14 protein-coding genes are annotated in these 19,420 nt (G+C 48.0%); 7 read left to right on the top strand and 7 right to left on the bottom strand.

Annotated elements, in window-relative coordinates; all coding sequences use genetic code 11:
- Positions 1-115 precede the first annotated feature (115 nt).
- Positions 116-2,614 (top strand): penicillin-binding protein 1A, encoded by a 2,499-nt coding sequence (locus QMG91_RS16860; RefSeq protein ID WP_281827772.1) that lies wholly within the window; start codon positions 116-118, stop codon positions 2,612-2,614.
- A 54-nt stretch (positions 2,615-2,668) separates the two neighbouring features.
- Here the strand turns inward: QMG91_RS16860 and oxyR are convergent, their stop codons facing one another.
- On the bottom strand, positions 2,669-3,550 hold the full coding sequence (gene oxyR, locus QMG91_RS16865) for a DNA-binding transcriptional regulator OxyR (RefSeq protein ID WP_004405335.1): 882 nt from the start codon (positions 3,548-3,550) through the stop codon (positions 2,669-2,671).
- Between the two features lie 178 nt (positions 3,551-3,728).
- Between oxyR and QMG91_RS16870 the strand changes: the two genes are divergently transcribed.
- From QMG91_RS16870 to QMG91_RS16880, 3 genes are all read left to right on the top strand, one after another.
- Complete coding sequence (locus tag QMG91_RS16870) at positions 3,729-4,460, top strand: glutathione peroxidase (protein WP_004405337.1); 732 nt, start codon at positions 3,729-3,731, stop codon at positions 4,458-4,460.
- Between the two features lie 95 nt (positions 4,461-4,555).
- A complete protein-coding gene (locus tag QMG91_RS16875; protein WP_281827775.1) occupies positions 4,556-6,007 on the top strand; it encodes a dihydrolipoyl dehydrogenase in 1,452 nt (483 codons plus the stop codon).
- Positions 6,008-6,195: 188 nt separating this feature from the next.
- A complete protein-coding gene (locus tag QMG91_RS16880) occupies positions 6,196-6,450 on the top strand; it encodes a DUF3624 domain-containing protein (protein ID WP_038123830.1) in 255 nt (84 codons plus the stop codon).
- Positions 6,451-6,478: 28 nt separating this feature from the next.
- Here the strand turns inward: QMG91_RS16880 and QMG91_RS16885 are convergent, their stop codons facing one another.
- The 5 genes from QMG91_RS16885 to argC form a co-directional block, all read right to left on the bottom strand.
- Positions 6,479-7,945, bottom strand: a complete 1,467-nt coding sequence (locus tag QMG91_RS16885) for an alkaline phosphatase (protein ID WP_281827778.1) — start codon at positions 7,943-7,945, stop codon at positions 6,479-6,481.
- A gap of 328 nt (positions 7,946-8,273) precedes the next feature.
- A complete protein-coding gene (gene argH / locus QMG91_RS16890) occupies positions 8,274-10,148 on the bottom strand; it encodes an argininosuccinate lyase (RefSeq protein WP_281827780.1) in 1,875 nt (624 codons plus the stop codon).
- A 96-nt stretch (positions 10,149-10,244) separates the two neighbouring features.
- On the bottom strand, positions 10,245-11,459 hold the full coding sequence (locus tag QMG91_RS16895; RefSeq protein ID WP_281827782.1) for an argininosuccinate synthase: 1,215 nt from the start codon (positions 11,457-11,459) through the stop codon (positions 10,245-10,247).
- A gap of 67 nt (positions 11,460-11,526) precedes the next feature.
- Complete coding sequence (gene argB / locus QMG91_RS16900; protein ID WP_281827784.1) at positions 11,527-12,312, bottom strand: acetylglutamate kinase; 786 nt, start codon at positions 12,310-12,312, stop codon at positions 11,527-11,529.
- 11 nt (positions 12,313-12,323) lie between these two features.
- Positions 12,324-13,328 carry an N-acetyl-gamma-glutamyl-phosphate reductase gene (argC, locus tag QMG91_RS16905; protein WP_281827785.1) on the bottom strand — a complete coding sequence of 335 codons (1,005 nt, stop codon included), beginning with the start codon at positions 13,326-13,328 and terminating at the stop codon, positions 12,324-12,326.
- A gap of 156 nt (positions 13,329-13,484) precedes the next feature.
- Here argC and argE point away from each other — a divergent pair, with 156 nt between their 5' ends.
- From argE to QMG91_RS16920, 3 genes are all read left to right on the top strand, one after another.
- Entirely contained in the window at positions 13,485-14,621 is a 1,137-nt protein-coding gene (gene argE / locus QMG91_RS16910) for an acetylornithine deacetylase (protein WP_200766253.1), read from the top strand.
- Positions 14,622-14,884: 263 nt separating this feature from the next.
- On the top strand, positions 14,885-17,518 hold the full coding sequence (gene ppc / locus QMG91_RS16915; protein ID WP_281827788.1) for a phosphoenolpyruvate carboxylase: 2,634 nt from the start codon (positions 14,885-14,887) through the stop codon (positions 17,516-17,518).
- Between the two features lie 393 nt (positions 17,519-17,911).
- Positions 17,912-18,451, top strand: a complete 540-nt coding sequence (locus tag QMG91_RS16920; protein WP_022551979.1) for a PadR family transcriptional regulator — start codon at positions 17,912-17,914, stop codon at positions 18,449-18,451.
- 70 nt (positions 18,452-18,521) lie between these two features.
- Here the strand turns inward: QMG91_RS16920 and metF are convergent, their stop codons facing one another.
- Entirely contained in the window at positions 18,522-19,412 is an 891-nt protein-coding gene (metF, locus tag QMG91_RS16925; RefSeq protein WP_004405358.1) for a methylenetetrahydrofolate reductase, read from the bottom strand.
- Positions 19,413-19,420 lie beyond the last annotated feature (8 nt).

The raw sequence follows: 19,420 nt of genomic DNA on the forward strand, positions 1-19,420 counted from the left end.
TCGGCAAGTTGGAAAAAACGAGTTGATTAATACATATCCAAAAAATAATCCTGACGTTTTATCGCAGTAGCAATAGATATGTAACTAGATAGCCAAACTAAACAGGGATTCTCCGGTGAAGTTCATAAAGCATTTGTTAATATTTTCATTGGTTTGCACCATTTTGGGAGTGACCACAATTATTGGATTTTACTTTTACGTAAAGCCCGAACTCCCCGATGTGGCAACGTTGAAAGATGTAGAGCTGCAAACACCGATGCAAGTTTTCAGTGAAGATGGAAAGCTGATCTCACAATTTGGCGAAAAACGCCGTGTTCCTGTTGCTCATGATGACATTCCTCAAGAGCTCATTGATGCACTTATCGCGACCGAAGACAGCCGCTTTTATGATCACCCGGGTATTGACCCTATTGGTATTGTGCGTGCAGCCATTGTTGTAGCCACCACTGGCTCAGCAAAACAAGGGGCGAGTACCATTACTCAGCAGTTGGCAAGAAACTTCTTTCTGACCAACGAAAAGAAGATCATGCGAAAAATCAAAGAGATTTTTATCGCAATCCACATTGAGCAGCTTCTGACAAAAGAAGAAATTCTCGAACTTTACATCAACAAAATCTTCCTTGGTTACCGCTCTTACGGCTTCGGAGCGGCAGCGCAGGTGTATTTTGGTAAAGAATTGAATGAATTAAGTTTGAGTGAACTAGCGACATTGGCCGGTATGCCTAAAGCACCATCCAGCATTAACCCTATCCGCTCACTGGAACGTGCGACTAAACGTCGTAACGTTGTGCTGATGCGTATGCTGGAAGAAAAATACATCACCAGAGAGCAGTACGACAACGCTCGTGCAGAAACGATTGTCGCTAAGTATCACGGTGCTGAAATCCAGCTTAGCGCGCCTTATGCAGCAGAAATTGCGCGTGCCTGGGCTCTGGAAAACTACGGCGAAGACGCTTATACCTCTGGTATTCGTATCTACTTAACTGTTAATTCCAAGCTTCAGCAGGCGGCCAATGAGGCGGCGATCAGTAACCTGCTTGGTTACGATGAGCGCCATGGCTATCGCGGCGCAGAAAAAGTGTTGTGGGAGTCCGGTGAAGTGCCTTGGACCGAAGACAACATGCGCAAGCAGCTTAGAACGGTGCCGACTTACGGTAAATTGATCCCGGCAATCGTGACTGAAGTGGGTGAAAAGTCGGCGAAGGTATACATCAAAAATCAGAACTACGCTTCTTTGGACTGGGATGCCATGAAATGGGCGCGCTCGTTCAGAAGCGACAACCGTCAGGGCGCGGCACCAAAGAAAGCTTCAGACATTATGACTGCTGGCGAGCAAATCTGGGTACGTAAAATCTCTCTTCCTGCTACGGATGAACAGTTAGAACAACAGTCGACATGGAAGCTAGCTCAGGTGCCAGACGCAAACACTGCATTTGTTGCCATGAGCCCGAATGACGGCGCGGTTCTTTCGCTGGTGGGCGGATTTAACTTTGTGCACAGCAAGTTTAATCGCGCGACTCAGTCGGTGCGTCAGGTCGGTTCCAGTATTAAGCCTTTCATCTATTCTGCTGCTATCGATCAAGGTCTGACGCTGGCAAGTCTGGTCAATGATGCGCCAATCAATCAGTGGGATAAAAGCCAGGGCACAGCGTGGCGACCAAAGAACTCACCGCCTACTTACACCGGTCCGACTCGTCTTCGAATTGGTTTAGCGCAGTCTAAAAACGTCATGGCTGTGCGCGTATTAAGAAGAGTGGGTCTGGATAACACCATTGATTACCTCACTCGCTTTGGTTTTGAAAAAGATCAGCTTCCGCGTTCTGAAACCATCGCACTGGGTGCGGGCAGTTTGACTCCCGTAAAAGTTGCTCAGGGCTTCTCGGTATTTGCAAACGGCGGTTACTTCGTTGACCCGTATTACATTGCGAAGGTTGAAGATGCGTTTGGCAATCCGATTTTTGAAGCCACTCCGAAGGTGGTCTGCCACTCCGATTGTCAGCAGGCAAAAACGGAGAATGAATTCAATGAGCAAGACGTTGATTCACCTTACGCACCTCAGGTTATTTCCGAGCAAACCGCTTTCCTAATGCGTGAAATGTTGTACAGCAACGTATGGGGTGGTGGTAACTGGCGTCAGGGTACAGGCTGGAACGGCACAGGTTGGCGTGCACAAAAGCTGGGGCGTCGTGATATCGGAGGTAAAACCGGTACCACTAACGACTCTAAAGACACCTGGTATAACGGTTATGCGCCGGGTATGGTTGCGGTTGCCTGGGTTGGATTTGATAACCACCAGCGTGAACTGGGGCGCAGTGTCGCTAACCCGAATTTGGGTAAAGACCAAATCACTGGGGCTGAATCAGGAGCGAAAACCGCTCAGCCTGCATGGATTGAATTTATGAAGGTGGCACTGGAAGACATTCCGGTTGAAAGGAAGAAGCTGCCACCAAGTATTATTCGAACTCGGGTTGATCGTGAATCTGGCATGCTGACAAACAAATCGGACAGTTCAACCATGTTTGAATATTTCCGCCGGGGTACAGAGCCGCGTGAATACGCGCACGATCCAATCAGCGAAGCCATTTACAGTGAAGATGGTGAAGAGCTGTTTTAATCGACTCCATTCGATCTAAAAAGGCGCGTTAGCGCCTTTTTAATGTCTTTTCATCTACACCAGCTCTGCAATGCTGCCTGCCAGTTGCTCAAAGCGGTTGCGTAGCGGTGACCCAGGGCGATACACCAATACTATCTTTCGGCTGGGCTGCGGATTACTGGCGCGCACATAGCAAACGCCATCGCGTTTCTTTTCAGAAGGCACTGACAACTCTGGCAACAAAGTGATTCCGCCCCCTGCCGCGACCATGTTTCTTAGCGTTTCAAGGCTGGTAGCTTTAAATCTTTCATCGTCTCTGGCACCGGCAGCAAAACAGAAGCCCAGCGCCTGATCTCTTAAGCAGTGTCCATCACCCAGCGCAAGTACGGTTTTGCCGTTGAGTTCCAGCATATCGATTTCATCTCGCTCTGCCCATTCATGGTCACAAGGCACCGCAACACTCATCGGCTCATCGTATAAAGCGAGCTCTTTAAAAGGGGCGGTTTCAGCAACGGAAGCCAGTACCAAACAGTCTAATCGCCCCTCTTCAAGCTGACGTACCAACTGATGAGTCTGGGCTTCATGCAGAAATAACTCTAAGTCCGGAAACTGCTCTTTGAGGTTTGGGATGATTTTTGGCAGAAGATAAGGCCCGACTGTTGGAATGAATCCAATGTGCAGCGGTCCGCTCATCTCCTTGCCTTGCAGGGTGGCCATATCCGTGAATACCTTTACCTCGCCGAGTATCCTCTTTGCCTGCTCGACGAGCTGTAAGCCTGCTTCCGTAAACAGAACTCTTCGACTGCTGCGCTCTAAAAGAGCCGTGCCCAGTTCATCTTCCAGCTTTCGGATCTGCCCACTTAACGTAGGCTGACTTACAAAACACGCTTCCGCAGCTTTACGAAAATGTTTGTGTTCAGCCAAAGCGACCAGGTACTCGAAATCACGAATATTCATTTTTCCACCCTAAATAGAAAATATCTATCAATACCATAACAATAAACGATTAGAACTATCAACACGATCGTTGAATAATGGACTCAACAAAACGAAACAGGCTGAACGAACAAAGGCCAACTACGCTGATTAAAGTCGGCTCACAGTAAGAATTCAAAAATCCATAGAGGAAACCAACATGTTCGCACCAAAAGAAGGTCAAACTGTACCACAGGTCACTTTTCCAACTCGCAAAGGCGATGCTTGGGTAAATGTTACAACAGATGAGCTTTTCAAAGATAAAACGGTCATCGTGTTTAGCCTGCCAGGTGCGTTTACACCGACTTGTTCATCCAGCCATTTACCTCGCTACAACGAACTGTTTCCTGTGTTCAGAGAACACGGTGTAGACGAGATTTTGTGTCTGTCGGTAAACGACACTTTCGTTATGAACGCATGGAAAGAAGACCAGGAAGCAGAGCACATTTCTTTCATCCCAGATGGAAATGGTGAGTTTACTGACGGCATGGGCATGCTTGTAGACAAAAATGACCTTGGTTTCGGTAAGCGTTCATGGCGCTACAGCATGCTGGTGAAAAACGGCGTTGTAGAAAAAATGTTCATCGAACCAAACGAGCCAGGCGACCCGTTCAAAGTATCGGACGCCGATACCATGCTGAACTACATTGCACCGAATTACAAAACACAAGAATCCATCACGGTATTCACGAAACCAGGTTGCCCTTTCTGTGCGAAGGCGAAACAAAATCTGATTGATAACGGTCTTCAGTATGAAGAAGTGATTCTGGGTAAAGACGCAACCACGGTTAGCCTGCGCGCCATTTCTGGACGTGCGACTGTTCCTCAAGTGTTTATCGGTGGTAAGCATATCGGTGGCAGTGAAGAACTAGAGAGCTTCCTACTTAAATAAGTACTCACTACGTGTTTAAGCAATTTACCTAGTTTAAGCCCGGATTTTCCGGGCTTTTATTTCGATACCCGACCCAAACAATACGAGAACCCATTATGAAACAATTGAATGTTGATGTAGCAATCATTGGCGGCGGCACAGCGGGGCTTGGCGCTTATCGTACAGCGAAAGCACACACTGACAGTGTCGTTATGATTGAAGGCGGTCCTTATGGCACAACCTGTGCTCGCGTAGGTTGTATGCCATCTAAGTTGCTCATTGCTGCTGCAGAAAGTGTTCATCAGATCGAAAAAGCTCCGGGCTTTGGTATTCACCCTCAAGGTGAAATTGTGATCAATGGTCGTGAAGTGATGGATCGGGTAAAGCGCGAACGCGATCGCTTTGTTGGGTTTGTACTTGAAGGGGTAGACGAAATCCCTGCCGAAGACAAAATTGCAGGCTACGCTAAGTTTTCCGATAACAACACTCTGATCGTCGATGATCACACAGAAATTAAAGCTCAGCGTATTGTCATCGCAACTGGTTCTCGTCCGGCTTATCCACCAGTCTGGAATGAGCTTGGCGATCGACTGATCGTTAACGACGACGTCTTTGACTGGGATGATCTACCAGGCTCTGTAGCGGTTTTCGGACCGGGCGTCATTGGACTGGAACTGGGTCAGTCTCTGCATCGACTAGGTGTGGATGTGAAGCTATTTGGTCTGGGTGGACAGGTAGGACCGCTAACCGATCCAGAGGTAATGGCGTACGCAAATAAGGCTTTCAGCGAAGAGTTCTATCTGGATGCTGATGTCAAAGTCGAAAGCATGAAACGCGTGGATGACCATGTCGAGATCCAGTTCATAAATCACGATGGCGATCTGGAAACGTTCAAAGCGGATTACGTGCTTGCTGCAACGGGACGTCGCCCGAACGTCGATAAGTTGGATCTGCAAAATACATCGGTTGAACTGGATGATCGCGGCGTACCTAAAGCGGATCACTACACTCTACAAACTTCTGCAGAAAATATTTTCATTGCTGGCGACGCAAGCAATCAGATCCCACTGCTTCATGAAGCGGCGGATCAGGGTCGTATTGCAGGTGATAACGCAGGTCGATTCCCGGATATTCGTGCTGGTCTTCGTCGCTCCGCAATCTCCGCTGTGTTCTCTGACCCTCAAATTGCGATGGTAGGCGAAACATACAGCCAGATTACCAAGCGCTTGGGTGATTGCGGATGTTTTGCAACGGGTGAAGTGTCGTTTGAAAATCAAGGTCGTTCACGCGTTATGCTCCGCAATAAGGGCGTTCTGCATGTGTACGGTGAGCAGGGTACTGGTCGCTTCCTCGGCGCTGAAATGATGGGGCCGAATGCTGAACATCTGGCACACCTGCTGGCTTGGGCGCATCAAAACAAGATGACCATTTCAGACATGCTGGACATGCCTTTCTATCATCCGGTCATTGAAGAAGGGGTTCGTACCGCGCTACGTGACCTGAACGCCAAGCTGCATCTGGGTCCTGAGATGATTAAGCACTGTCTGGATTGCGGTCCGGGTTGTTAAGACTCCATTTCCAATAACAGCGATTACAATAATAACTTATCTCTAAGTCCCCTTTTCCCCTGACTTTTTTCTCCAGAGTCAGGGGCTTTTCACATTAATTTCATCTAAATATCGACTTTCATCTCTTCGATATACCATACGATTAGCTATACTAATTACAGGATTTGTTTAGTAAAAAATGGCAATTTATGGCTTGTCAGTCATGTCAGGAACACTGGTTCTGGAAAAAAATCGGTCGTTGCCAGCGATGCTTGGATCAGCTTACCGTTCTATCGGTTATTTGCTGGATTATCTGGTGGGTTGCATTCAGAGAATCCCCCAAAAGCATTGAGTCGCTCTCGTTGATTATGGCGGGATTCGCCTTTAACTTCTTGCTTGCATTGCATTTGTGGATGAGGTTTGTGATCTTCCCTTGGCAGGAACGCAGTAAAAAACCGCGCTAAATAGCGCGGTTTTCATTTTGACTGATTTTTATTTTGTCAGCTTCAAAGCTTCATCAATCACGTGGTAAATGTAATTTTGCTCAACCACTCCCTGGAATAGCCATGCTTGCGGCCCTCGAGCAAAGATAGCCACGTCTTCACCTGAGTGGGTTTCAGAGCTCAACTTCACCAGCGCCTGTTGCAAGTAGCCCAACTTCTGTACGTCTTTTTCTGTCAAATCGGTTCGACCACCTTCCACTGCACCCGGTCCATTACCATAAGCCAGTGTGGTGTAGTTCTTACCAAATTCGTCTTTGTTGAGCTTACCTTTAGAGCGGGACAAGCCAAGGATTGGGTTGCCGCGCTCGGCATAACCGTTAGAAATCAATGTGTGAGCGTGGTCAGCGGTCACAATGATCAAGGTATCTTTCGGATCCGTCATTTCCAGTGCCGCTTTGATAGCACGGTCATATTCCACCGTATCTTCCAAAGCACGAGCTGCATTACCTGCGTGGTGGGCATGGTCGATTCGTCCAGATTCCACCATCAACAAGTAGCCCTTGTCATTGTTTTTCAGAATCTCGATCGCTTTCGATGTCATTTCTGCCAGTGAAGGCTCTTTGTTTTCTTTGACACGATCCGCTTCGTACTGCATGTGACTGCTCTCAAATAACCCGAAAGCGCGCTGGGTGTTACCGCTCAGCTTATCGAATCCTGTGCGATCATAAACGTAGTTACCTTCCGGGTAGCGCTGTTGCCACTCATCAACCAAGTTACGACCATCTTTACGCTTACCTTTTTTACCTTCTGGATCCGTCATGGTGTTAGGTATGAATTCACGACGACCACCACCAAATGCCACCTGGAACCCATCACCGTAGCCGAAGTTAACGAACTGATGAGCGATGTCTGTACACCCGGTGTCTTTGGCAATGTTGGTCAGCTTTCCGTCGTTCTCCCAGTTACGATCTGCGCTGTGAGCGTAAGTGGTAGCGGGTGTGGCATGCGTTAAACGCGCTGTAGATACCACCCCCAACGACAACCCTTTTTCCGCTGCCATCTGGAACGCTGTTTTCACTTCATTGCCTTTCTGGGTGTTACAGAAACCGCGCTGCACATTGTCGTTCACATTAATGATGCCGGCTTTGGTTTTCACCCCGGACACCATGGCTGTTGCTGTACCCGCCGAGTCAGGAGTTTGCATGTCCGTATTGTAGGTTTTGGATAGCGCTGTGTGTGGCAATCGCTCCATAGCCAGAACGTACTCTTCACCCTTTTCACCTTGTTGCTGACCAGCATAGATGCGCGCCGCAGTGATTGTGCCGACACTCATGCCATCCCCTACAAACAGGATGACGTTTTTTGCCGGTCCATCAATGGGCTTGCGCTCTTTAGCAGCGGCAATGGCGCTTTTGGCATCTTTGTACCAAGAATCTGATTGCTGAGGAACATTAGCGTATGTCGTGCCCGCAGCGATTAAGCTTGCTGCCAGCAGTGAGATTTGAAGTCCTTTCACGGGAAGTCTCCGAAGTCTATGATTAGTAACGGGCTAACTTTAAATTCCGAAAAGAACGCGTAGGTATCAAACTGGTGAATGTTTCATGAAAGTTTCATGAAAATGTAATGTTATAACAACTCATTAAAAGTAGGATGATTTTGAGATTGAGCTGGAACAGAAAAAGAAAAAGCCCCTAAACCAAATTTGGTTAGGGGCTTTCTTAGATTCATCTAAGAAAAAGCAGTGGTATAAATATGACCGCGCTTTCTCTCAATAAGTTCCCAAAAAAGATCAATTTTCTTTAAAAAGATCTGAGCTGATTCAAAAACCGTTGCCAATCACAAAGTTATGCAACACTTGCCTTAGTGATCACTTGTTCTGTAAGGTTGATCTCTAGTGCAACTTCATCACAGGCATGCGTTCTTGGACATTGATCGCAATCCTTCAGTACTTTCTCTGGAAGCAGAGATTTGGACGTCGGAATGAAGTTGTACTTCATGAAGAATTCAGGCACACGAGTCAGAACAAAAACTTTCTTGATTGCCATCTGACGCGCTTTTTCAACTAAGTGAGCCACAATAGCACTGCCCTGCCCCTGACCTTGCCAGCCAGCCTCTACACCAAGAGTGCGAATTTCTGCCAGCCCGGAATCATAAACATAAAGTGATCCACAACCGGTGACTTCGCCCTGATGCTCGGCTACCGCAAACGAACCGATATCTCTGACCAGTTCATTTCGGTTGCGTGGCAAGTTTTCACCCAGCCCGGCCCAGTAAGCCACCATACCGTCTAACGCATCAATGTCAGTCAGACGCGCCGCACGCACCTTCACTCCAGAAGCATCGCGCTGAGACAAACGCTGCTGCGCCTGATCCACGGCATAAGCCACCTGAGTTGGAGAGACACCACCCAGGGCAGAGCGTTTTTCAAGGCAGGATTCGATGGTCAGAATGTCATAGACATCCTCTTCAATGACCTCGGAAAACTCTTTGAGCTCAGAAATAGACAGCTCTTCCAACGCACAACCTTTGGCAATGGCTGCAACCACAGCCACACCGACAATATGGTGCGCCTCACGGAACGGGATGTCTTTCGCGACCAGATAATCCGCAAGCTCTGTTGAATTGGCATAACCTTGTTTTGCCGCTTCAAGCGTGCGCTCACCGTTTACTTTGATACCGTCGAAACACAGTGCTGCCATTTCCATACACTCATTCCAGGTGTCTAGCGCGTCAAATAAGCCTTCTTTGTCTTCCTGCATGTCTTTGTTGTAAGCCAATGGAAGGGCTTTCACGGTCATCATCATGCCCGCCATGGAGCCGTATACACGACCACATTTACCACGGATCAATTCAAGTGCATCCGGGTTTTTCTTCTGCGGCATCAAAGAGGAGCCGGAAGTCACGGTGTCTGCTAACTCAATGAAATTCGATTCACCCGAGTTGTAGAAGATCATGTCTTCTGCCAGACGGGAAAGGTGCAGCATAGAAATGGACGCAACAGACATCAGTTCCATCACGTGGTCGCGATCAGACACAGAGTCGAGGCTGTTTCTGGTCGCACGGCGAAAACCTAAGCTATGAGCCAGTTTTTCACGGTCCATTGGGTAAGCCGTTCCTGCTAAAGCCCCCGAACCCAACGGGCAAGTATCCAAACGCTTAATGGCATCAGACAGACGAGAATAATCGCGCTCAAACATTTCGACATACGCAAGGCACCAGTGAGCAAAGGTCACAGGTTGTGCACGCTGAAGATGCGTATAGCCAGGAAGTACGGTGCCCTGATGCTCTTTCGCCACTTCGACCATTTGACCTTGCAAACGATCCAGCGCCATCAGAAGTTGATGACCTTGCTGGCGGCACCAAAGCTTAAGATCCGTTGCCACTTGGTCGTTACGAGAACGCCCAGTGTGCAGTTTCTTACCCAGGTCGCCCACTTTGCCAATCAACTGCTGTTCAACCCAGCTATGAATGTCTTCGGCATCAGAGCGCAAGATCTTCTCTGGGTTTTCCATAACTTCCAGCTTCAACTCGTTCAGAGCCAGCTCTAACTTCTGCTGTTCGCCTTCAGAAAGGACGCCAACGGAAAGCAGTGCTTTGGACCAAGCAATGGATCCAACAATGTCTTGCTCCGCCAATCGGTAATCGAATCGCAAGGAGTCATTGAACTGTTTGAATCTGGTGTCTGCTGCTTGGGTAAATCTCCCGCCCCATAATGCCATGGCGTCTCTCCTGAGTTGTGGCTCTGAGTGTTCTCAGAGCCGCATTGCTGCGTGTAATTAGCTAAAAATTAAATACTGTGAAAAAGTGGTGCTCGATTATTTTTTGTTTTCGTTCATTGCACGGATACGACTCGCCAGAGAGTACAGACGAATGAATCCGCCTGCGTGGCTTTGGTCGTACACTTCGTCTTCACCGAATGTCGCAAATTCTTCCGAGTACAAGCTGTTGTCTGAACGCTTCTGAGTTACCGTTGCCTGACCTTTGTACAGCTTGATCACCACTTCGCCGTTCACATCTTGAGCCAACTCTTCTGTTGCTGCAAGAAGGGACTTACATAGTGGTGTGAACCAGCGACCATCGTAAACAAGATGAGAAGCCTTCAAACCTAGCTCTTCACGGAATTCATAAGAGGCTTTGTCTAGCACCAGTTGTTCAACGGCACGCAGCGCTTCCATGATGATGGTGCCGCCCGGAGTTTCGTAACAACCACGCGATTTCATACCAACCAGACGGTTTTCTACGATATCGATACGACCAACACCATGCTTAGCACCTTTTTCATTCAGGTAAACCAGCGCGTTGTATGGCGTCATCGCTTCACCGTCAACGGCAACTACCGCGCCTTTCTCCACTTTCAGTGTCACGCTTTCAGATTCGTTTGGTGCTTGCTCTGGGTCTACCGTCCATACCCAGCAATCTTCGTTTGGTGCATTCCATGTGTCTTCAAGAACACCACCTTCGGTAGAAATGTGCCAAGCATTGGCATCACGAGAATAAATCTTGGTCAGAGAAGCAGTACATGGGATGTTGCGCTCTGCCAGATAATCCAGACACTCTTCACGACTTACCAAATCCCACTCACGCCATGGCGCAATCACATGCAGATCCGGTGCAAGTGCAGCAAACGCACCTTCAAAACGCACCTGGTCGTTACCTTTACCTGTACAGCCGTGACACAAAGCATCTGCGCCCACTTTACGTGCCACCTCAACCTGAGCCTTAGCAATGATTGGACGCGCCATAGACGTACCCAACAGGTATTTGCCTTCGTACACCGCACCCGTTTTCAGTGTCGGGTAGATGTAGTCAGCAACCATTTCTTCTTTCAGGTCAGCGATGTAACATTCAGATGCACCAGACGCTTTAGCTTTCTCTTCGATGCCTTCCAGCTCTTCTTCGCCCTGACCGACATCCGCAACGAATGCCACAACTTCACAGTCATAGTTTTCTTTCAACCATGGAATGATCACTGACGTGTCCAGACCGCCAGAGTACGCTACAACTACTTTATTTACGTTTACTTTGCTCATTTTACTTCTCCTAATCCCTGGGTCTGCACTTGGCGGTCAGCGCCCAAAAGGTCATACAATATTCGTTTTATTCGGGTAGAAACTGGGTACCAATGTTGGTGCCCGCAAATAATTCGGTGAGTTTTTCAGGGTAGCGCCACGTGGCTACCTGGATTGGACGCCCTAAGTCGTTCGCCGCTTGCAGCGCCGCATGCACTTTTACAATCATGCCATCGGTAATAACTTTGCCTTCAATTAACTGCTCGGCTTCGGTTTTATCCAAGCTGCTCAGTAGGTGTCCTTTACCATCCAGTACACCACTCACGTCTGACAGCAGAACCACTTCAGCATCCAAAGCACCAGCAACGGCAACAGCGGCTTGATCGGCGTTCACGTTCATGAGCTGACCTTCATTGGTCATGCCAATGGAACTGATGATGGCAATCGCACCCGTATTCATGACGGCTTGCAAAACCTCTGGGTTGCCCGGTGTGGCATTCCCTACTGCGCCCAGTTCTGGATCTAGCTCTGTTACGTCGCACAACCCGCCATCCGCCAAGCTTAAGCCAACGGCTTTCACGCCCGATTTAATGGCTTCGCCTTGCAGCAATTTATTGGCAGTACCAGCTAAAGCACCGGCGATAACAGGAATCTGGTCGTAAGGAGTGACACGCAGTCCGTCTTTTTTCACGGTTGCCAACTGGAGTTTGCCCATCAGATCGTCCACCAGATAGCCGCCACCATGAACTATTACAATCGCTCGCTGCGCTGACTGCTGATAATCCTTAATGGCACCAAACAATTTTCCCAGCGTTTCGCCGCACTCTAGTGCGGCTCCGCCCAGTTTCACGACAAGTGGATTCTGTGTACTCATCATCAAATTCCTTATATCAGTGCTGTCAGTGGCTCATAGCCAAAACGTAGGTTAAGGCATTGCATTGCTTGACTGGATGCGCCTTTCAAAAGGTTATCTATTGCTGAAACCACAATGACGTGCTCGCCCTGTACCTTCCAGCCCAAGTCGTTAAACGGCGTGTTTTCGACTTGCTGAATCGCAGGTAATTTGTCACCGAACAAACGCACTGCAGGTTTGTCGCCATAAGCATTGTGGAAAGCGTCAGCGACGGCTTGCTCCGTCACACCTGCTTTTAGCTTCATAGTAATAGTCGCCAGAATGCCACGCTTAAAGTTGCCAAGGTGAGGCGTGAAGATAACGTCACAACCCAAGTGAGACGCAATTTCTGGCTGATGACGATGGGCAAATACACCATAAGCCTGCATGGACACTTCGCAGAAGCTATTGGTCATAGTCGCTTTTCTTCCGGCGCCGGATACACCGCTGGTCGCGTTAATCACTGGCCATTGATTGGTGTCGACTAATCCTGCATTCAGCAATGGTTTAATAGCCAATTGGGAAGCCGTTGGATAACAGCCTGGAACCGCAACGAGTTGTGCTTCGGCGATATCGGCTTCGTTCCATTCAGCAAGCCCGTATGCAGCTTTATCTAGCCATTCAGGATTGCTGTGATCGAAGCCATAAAAAGTCGGGTAAAAATTTTCTTTCTGAACACGGTATGCGCCGGACAAATCAAACACGGTGCACCCTTGTTCTAACAAAGTCGGCGCTAAGTCGTGGCTGACTTCATGAGCAGTAGCAAGAAAGACGACATCAGAGTCTTTAGCCACTGCTTCAATATCAGTAAGAGGTGTTACAGGCATGTCCACGACGCCAGTCAGTTTTTTGTGTAGCTCTGAGACTGGCTTATTTGCGTCGACGCTATTGGCGGACACATACAAACCTGATAGCTTGAGATTCGGGTGTTTGGCAACCATTAAGGCAAGTTCTGCCCCTGTATATCCGCTGGCACCTATGATCGTGGTTTTTAACATCTGCAACACATCCAATTCGCGGGTCACTTCATTTAGTGAAAAGTGACTATCCATACTTGATTATTAGCTCAATTTGAGTTTTTATTCACTTATTGTGATTTAATATGTGTTTTATCGTTTTCAGCTTTATCTGTCAACAGTGGAAGTGAAGTTAATATGCAATTACCTGGTTTTATCGATATCTACGGTGGCTTAATTTCCACCTCTTCTATTAGCTCAAGTGATCCAAGTTGGGATGAAGGGAACAGTGAAGTTATTGCCAAGCTGGCTACCTGGTTTGAAGATCTGGGGTTTGAGACCCAGGTTGTCGAGGTAGAAAAAGGCAAACACAACCTGATTGCCAAGATGGGGAAAGGGGAAGGCGGTCTTTTACTAGCAGGGCATACGGATACCGTTCCTTTCGATGAAGGGCGATGGAATTACGACCCACACGCACTAACCGAAGCCAACGATCGCTTTTATGGTTTGGGCACAGCAGATATGAAAGGTTTTTTTGCTTTTATATTAGAAGCAGTAAAAAAGACAGACTGGAGCCAGCAAACCAAACCTCTTTACGTATTGGCAACCTGTGACGAAGAAACCACCATGCTTGGTGCAAGACACTTTACCGAAGATGCTCCCTTCAAACCGGACTATTGCATCATTGGAGAGCCAACCAGTCTCGTCCCGATTCGTGCGCACAAAGGTCACGTCGCAAATGCCATTCGCGTCACGGGTCACTCAGGTCATTCCTCAAACCCAGCACTCGGTGTCAACGCAATTGAAGTCATGCACGAAGTGTTGTTTGCTTTAATGAAGCTTCGGGACGACCTGATTAAAGCGTACCATCACCCTGGCTTTGATATTCCCAACCCAACTTTAAACCTTGGGCATATTCATGGTGGAGATAGTGCCAACCGAATTTGTGGATGCTGCGAGCTGCACTACGATGTTCGCCCTCTTCCGGGAATCAGCTTAGATGGCTTAGATAATATGCTGCGAGAAGCGCTCAAAGAGGTCGAAGCCAAATGGCCAGGCAGAATAGAAATTAAACCACTGCACGAACCCATACCGGGCTATGAGTGCGATCACGAACATCCGTTTATTGAAGGCATGGAGCAAATTTGCGAGCAGCCTAGCGAAACCGTGAATTACTGCACTGAAGCACCATTTCTTCAACAACTCTGCCCGACTCTAGTGTTAGGTCCTGGTTCCATTGACCAGGCTCATCAGCCTGATGAGTTTCTGGCATTTGAATTTATCGACCCAACCATCAAGATTCTCGACAAAGCCATTCATCAATACTGTTTCTAAACATTTCAGAAAGTTATTAATGGGAGCGACCTTATTCGCTCCCTTTTTAACCACGCCTAAACCTGATTGCAGCAAGCCTCAGCAAAAATTGAAAGAAAATTTCACAATGCAGTTACATTGACCGTATCAAAAGTGAGCAATATCAATAGTTGCTCGAAATCAGCCCTTTCAGTGTCGGATTATTTGACTCACGCCAAACAATTTCGCTAGATTGTGTCCTTACACACAACAACGGATGTAATAAATTTACGAGGTGGGACACAATGAATGAAAAATATGCCGCGCTAAAAAGCAATGTGAGCATGTTAGGTCGATTGCTTGGCAATACCATTCAAGATGCACATGGCGAAGCGATCCTAGAGAAAGTCGAAACCATTCGTAAACTCTCAAAATCAGCAATGGCTGGTGGTCAGGAAGACAGAGAGAACCTCATCAAAGAAATTGAAAGTCTGCCCGATGAGCAACTGACACCGGTTGCCCGCGCATTCAATCAGTTCCTTAACCTCACTAACATGGCAGAGCAATACCACACGATTTCTCGCCATTGTGAGGAACACGTCTGTGAACCAGACGCTTTAAATAGCTTATTCTCAAAACTCAGCCAGAACAGCATCAGCAAGCTCGACACGGCACAAGCCGTTCGTGACTTAAACATTGAGCTTGTGCTGACCGCGCACCCGACTGAAATCACGCGCCGCACCATGATCAACAAGCTGGTGAAGATCAACGAATGCTTGTCGAAACTGGAGCTGAGTGACCTTTCTTACAAAGAGCGTCAGAAAACTGAGCGCCGTCTGGAGCAGTTACTCGCTCAGGCATGGCATTCTGACGTTATTCGTCAGCAACGCCCTACACCTCTTGATGAAGCCAAGTGGGGCTTTGCCGTTGTAGAGAACTCTCTATGGCAAGGCGTACCTGACTTTCTGCGTGAACTCGACGAGAAGCTAAAAGGCTACCTGGATGAAGGTCTTCCAATTGACGCTCGCCCAGTGCACTTCTCTTCCTGGATGGGTGGTGACCGAGACGGTAACCCGTTTGTTACCCACACCATCACACGTGAAGTAATGTTGCTTTCTCGCTGGAAAGCGGCAGACCTTTACCTGAATGACATCAATGAACTGGTCAGCGAACTGTCGATGACCAAGTGCAGCGATGCGCTACGCGAACTGGCAGGCGAAGGACAACACGAACCTTACCGCGCCATTCTGAAACGCATTCGCGATGTGCTGACTGAAACTCGTGACATTCTTGAAGCAAAAATCAATGGTGAGCAGTTAGCGGTCAAAGCGCCGCTTAAATCCGTTGATCAGCTTTGGGAACCACTGCACGCGTGCTACCAGTCATTGCATGAGTGTGGCATGGGCGTCATTGCTGACGGCTCTCTGCTTGATACACTTCGTCGAATCAAAGCGTTTGGTATTCATCTGGTTCGTCTGGACATCCGACAGGAAAGTACCCGTCACTCAGACGTACTGTCTGAATTGACTCGTTATCTTGGTATCGGAGATTACGATCAGTGGAGCGAGCAGGACAAAGTTGCCTTCCTAACCGCAGAGCTGAGCTCTAAGCGTCCTCTTCTCCCACGCGACTGGGAACCTTCAGAACCCGTTAAAGAAGTACTGGATACCTGTCGTATCGTGGCAAGCCAGCCACGTGAAGCATTCGGTGCTTATGTTATCTCAATGGCGAGAACCGCATCTGACGTTCTGGCTGTGCATCTTCTTCTGCAAGAATCAGGCTGTCCCTACCGCATGGACGTATGTCCTCTGTTTGAAACGCTGGACGATCTGAACAATGCGGAAGCGGTGATTACCCAGTTAATGGGTATCGACCTGTACCGTGGCTTCATCCAGAACCATCAAATGGTGATGATTGGCTATTCCGATTCCGCCAAAGATGCTGGTGTAATGGCAGCAGGCTGGGCGCAGTATCGTGCCATGGAAGCCTTGGTTAAGGTTTCTGAAGAAGCAGGCATTGAGCTGACTCTATTCCACGGACGTGGCGGTACGGTGGGTCGTGGTGGTGCTCCTGCACACGCTGCACTGCTGTCTCAGCCACCTAAGAGCCTTAAAGGCGGCTTACGTGTAACGGAGCAGGGCGAGATGATTCGCTTTAAGCTGGGCTTGCCAGAAGTCGCAGTGAACAGCTTCAACATGTATGCCAGCGCAATTCTTGAAGCAAACCTGTTGCCACCACCAGAGCCGAAGCAAGAATGGCGTGATCTGATGGATGTGCTTTCAGAAGTCTCCTGTGAAGCTTACCGAGGCGTGGTACGTGGTGAACCTGACTTCGTCCCTTACTTCCGTGCTGCGACGCCAGAGCTGGAACTGGGCATGCTGCCACTGGGTTCTCGCCCGTCTAAGCGTAACCCTAAAGGTGGAGTAGAAAGTTTACGTGCGATTCCGTGGATTTTCTCATGGAGTCAGAACCGTCTTGTTCTTCCTGCGTGGCTGGGTGCTGGTGAAGCCATTCAGTACTCAGTAGATAAAGGGCATCAGTCGCTATTGGAAGCTATGTGTCGCGAGTGGCCATTCTTCTCGACTCGCTTAGGCATGCTGGAAATGGTGTACTCGAAATGTAACATCGAGATTTCCCGCCTCTACGATCAGAAGCTCACAGACGAATCATTGTGGCCTTTAGGCGATAAACTGAGAGCTCAATTGCAAAAAGATATTAAAGCTGTTCTTAATGTTGAGAATAACGAAAACTTGATGCAAAGTGATCCATGGGGATTGGAATCTATACGCCTTCGCAACATCTATGTAGAGCCGTTGAATATGCTACAAGCAGAACTGCTATACCGCACAAGGCAGACAGAAACTCCGTCATCTGAGCTTGAAGAAGCATTAATGGTCACAATTGCTGGTATTGCTGCAGGAATGCGCAACACCGGCTAGGCAGTGTATTATTCTTCAAATGAGACAAAAAGCCGCTAAATGCGGCTTTTTGTATGGCACCAAAACACTATTGAGAATTTTGTCAGTTTTTACAACCAATCATATTCTTTATTCTACTTAATGCTTATTATTATTGATAAGCTATCTAATCGCTGTAACTATTTCTAATAACTATCCGCAGCATCTCTATGGCATTGAATTTGATCTTTTAGGTCTCATATTCAATAGCTGCCATTTTCTAGGTGATATAAGGCTAAGAAGGTGACAGGGCCATCTAAATTTGTCTTTAGATTGGTATGAGCACTAATTCACACAACATAAACGTACCGTAGAAGTACAACCGGTGAATTGGCGTTCAAGTTTTACAGTTTGATTGACCATTGGATTGAAGACATGTCATTACCGCACGTAATCCTTACTGTTTTAAGCACTCGAGATGCAACTGGATACGACATCACTAAAGAGTTCTCATACAGTATTGGCTATTTTTGGAAAGCGAGTCACCAACAGGTATACCGCGAGCTAAATAAAATGGCTCAAAACCAACTTGTGACTTGCGTGCTTGAGCCGCAAGAGGGCAAACCAGACAGGAAAGTTTATTCGATAACAGAAGAAGGACGCCGAGCACTTGGGGAGTGGTTTGACCAACCTACTGCACACCCGACCGTTCGCGATGAGTTCTCTGCCAAGTTAATGGCATGTTCCGTACAACCTTCTACTTCTTATATCGAACAGTTGACTGGTTTGATTGAAGAGTCCCGTCAGCTAGTAAACCACTACAAAGAAATTGAGTCGGTTTACTACGCAACGCCAAGTACTTTGGACAAGCAGGCTCGTTTAGAGCGCCTGACTTTGCGTCGCAACTTGTTGCTACGTGAAACTTGGGTAACCTGGGCTGAAGAAGTGCTTGCTGAACTTGAGGCGATGGCGTAATTACTCGCCTCTCACAAACAACAAAGGTTGGCGCATGCGCCAACCTTTTTTTATTTCTATTGAGCAGCAATTACCCCTGTGGGCGAACACCTAGGGTGTGGCACAACGCGTACGTCATTTCTGCACGGTTCAGAGTGTAGAAGTGAAAGTCTTTCACGCCTTCACGACTCAGGATACGCACCATATCAATCGCCTGACTCGCACCCACTAACTGACGAGTGGTCGGATCATCATCCAAGCCTTCGAATTGCTTCGACATCCACCCAGGAACTTTCACGTTGTTGATGGCAGCAAAACGAGACGCTTGCTTAAAGTTCGACACTGGCAATATCCCAGGTACGATTTCCACATCAATGCCCGCTGCAACACAGCGATCGCGGAAGCGAAGGTAGCTCTCTACATCAAAAAAGAACTGAGTGATGGCACGGTTTGCGCCTGCGTCTACTTTACGCTTCAGGTTAAGCAAGTCTGCCTGCGCACTTTTCGCTTCTGGATGCACTTCTGGGAATGCCGCTACAGAGATGTCGAAGTCGTGCTGAGATTTCAGCAGCTCAACTAAATCTGATGCGTACATGTCTGGTGCACCGCCACCCGGTGGAATATCACCACGAAGCGCAACAATGCTTTCAATTCCATTGTTCCAGTAATCGTTCGCAATGTTCACCAATTCGTCACGAGAAGCGTCAATACAGGTTAGGTGCGGCGCAGCGACCAGGCCAGTCTGGTCTTTGATCTCTTTAATGATGGAGTGCGTACGGTCTCGCTCACCAGAGTTTGCACCATAAGTTACAGACACAAACTTAGGTTGAAGGGTTTTCAGGCGGTGAACGGAGTTCCAAAGGGTCTCTTCCATCTTTTCACTGCTAGGCGGAAAAAACTCAAAGGAAACGTTGATGTCATCAGAAAGTTCAGCAACGTTCTGATTCAAAGCATCTATATGACTGGCGTGGGTATAACTCATGCTTCTCT

The organism is Vibrio nigripulchritudo (assembly GCF_027924785.1).
Taxonomy (GTDB): Bacteria; Pseudomonadota; Gammaproteobacteria; order Enterobacterales; family Vibrionaceae; genus Vibrio; species Vibrio nigripulchritudo.

What these genes read in the sequence shown, in the direction of transcription:
- QMG91_RS16895 (WP_281827782.1), bottom strand. Translation starts at nt 11,459, where the DNA reads ATGAGCAAAGTAAACGTAAATAAAGTAGTTGTAGCGTACTCTGGCGGT.
- argH (WP_281827780.1), bottom strand. Translation starts at nt 10,148, where the DNA reads ATGGCATTATGGGGCGGGAGATTTACCCAAGCAGCAGACACCAGATTC.
- QMG91_RS16920 (WP_022551979.1), top strand. Translation starts at nt 17,912, where the DNA reads ATGTCATTACCGCACGTAATCCTTACTGTTTTAAGCACTCGAGATGCA.
- oxyR (WP_004405335.1), bottom strand. Translation starts at nt 3,550, where the DNA reads ATGAATATTCGTGATTTCGAGTACCTGGTCGCTTTGGCTGAACACAAA.
- QMG91_RS16870 (WP_004405337.1), top strand. Translation starts at nt 3,729, where the DNA reads ATGTTCGCACCAAAAGAAGGTCAAACTGTACCACAGGTCACTTTTCCA.
- QMG91_RS16880 (WP_038123830.1), top strand. Translation starts at nt 6,196, where the DNA reads ATGGCTTGTCAGTCATGTCAGGAACACTGGTTCTGGAAAAAAATCGGT.
- argC (WP_281827785.1), bottom strand. Translation starts at nt 13,328, where the DNA reads ATGTTAAAAACCACGATCATAGGTGCCAGCGGATATACAGGGGCAGAA.
- argB (WP_281827784.1), bottom strand. Translation starts at nt 12,312, where the DNA reads ATGAGTACACAGAATCCACTTGTCGTGAAACTGGGCGGAGCCGCACTA.
- metF (WP_004405358.1), bottom strand. Translation starts at nt 19,412, where the DNA reads ATGAGTTATACCCACGCCAGTCATATAGATGCTTTGAATCAGAACGTT.
- argE (WP_200766253.1), top strand. Translation starts at nt 13,485, where the DNA reads ATGCAATTACCTGGTTTTATCGATATCTACGGTGGCTTAATTTCCACC.
- QMG91_RS16875 (WP_281827775.1), top strand. Translation starts at nt 4,556, where the DNA reads ATGAAACAATTGAATGTTGATGTAGCAATCATTGGCGGCGGCACAGCG.
- ppc (WP_281827788.1), top strand. Translation starts at nt 14,885, where the DNA reads ATGAATGAAAAATATGCCGCGCTAAAAAGCAATGTGAGCATGTTAGGT.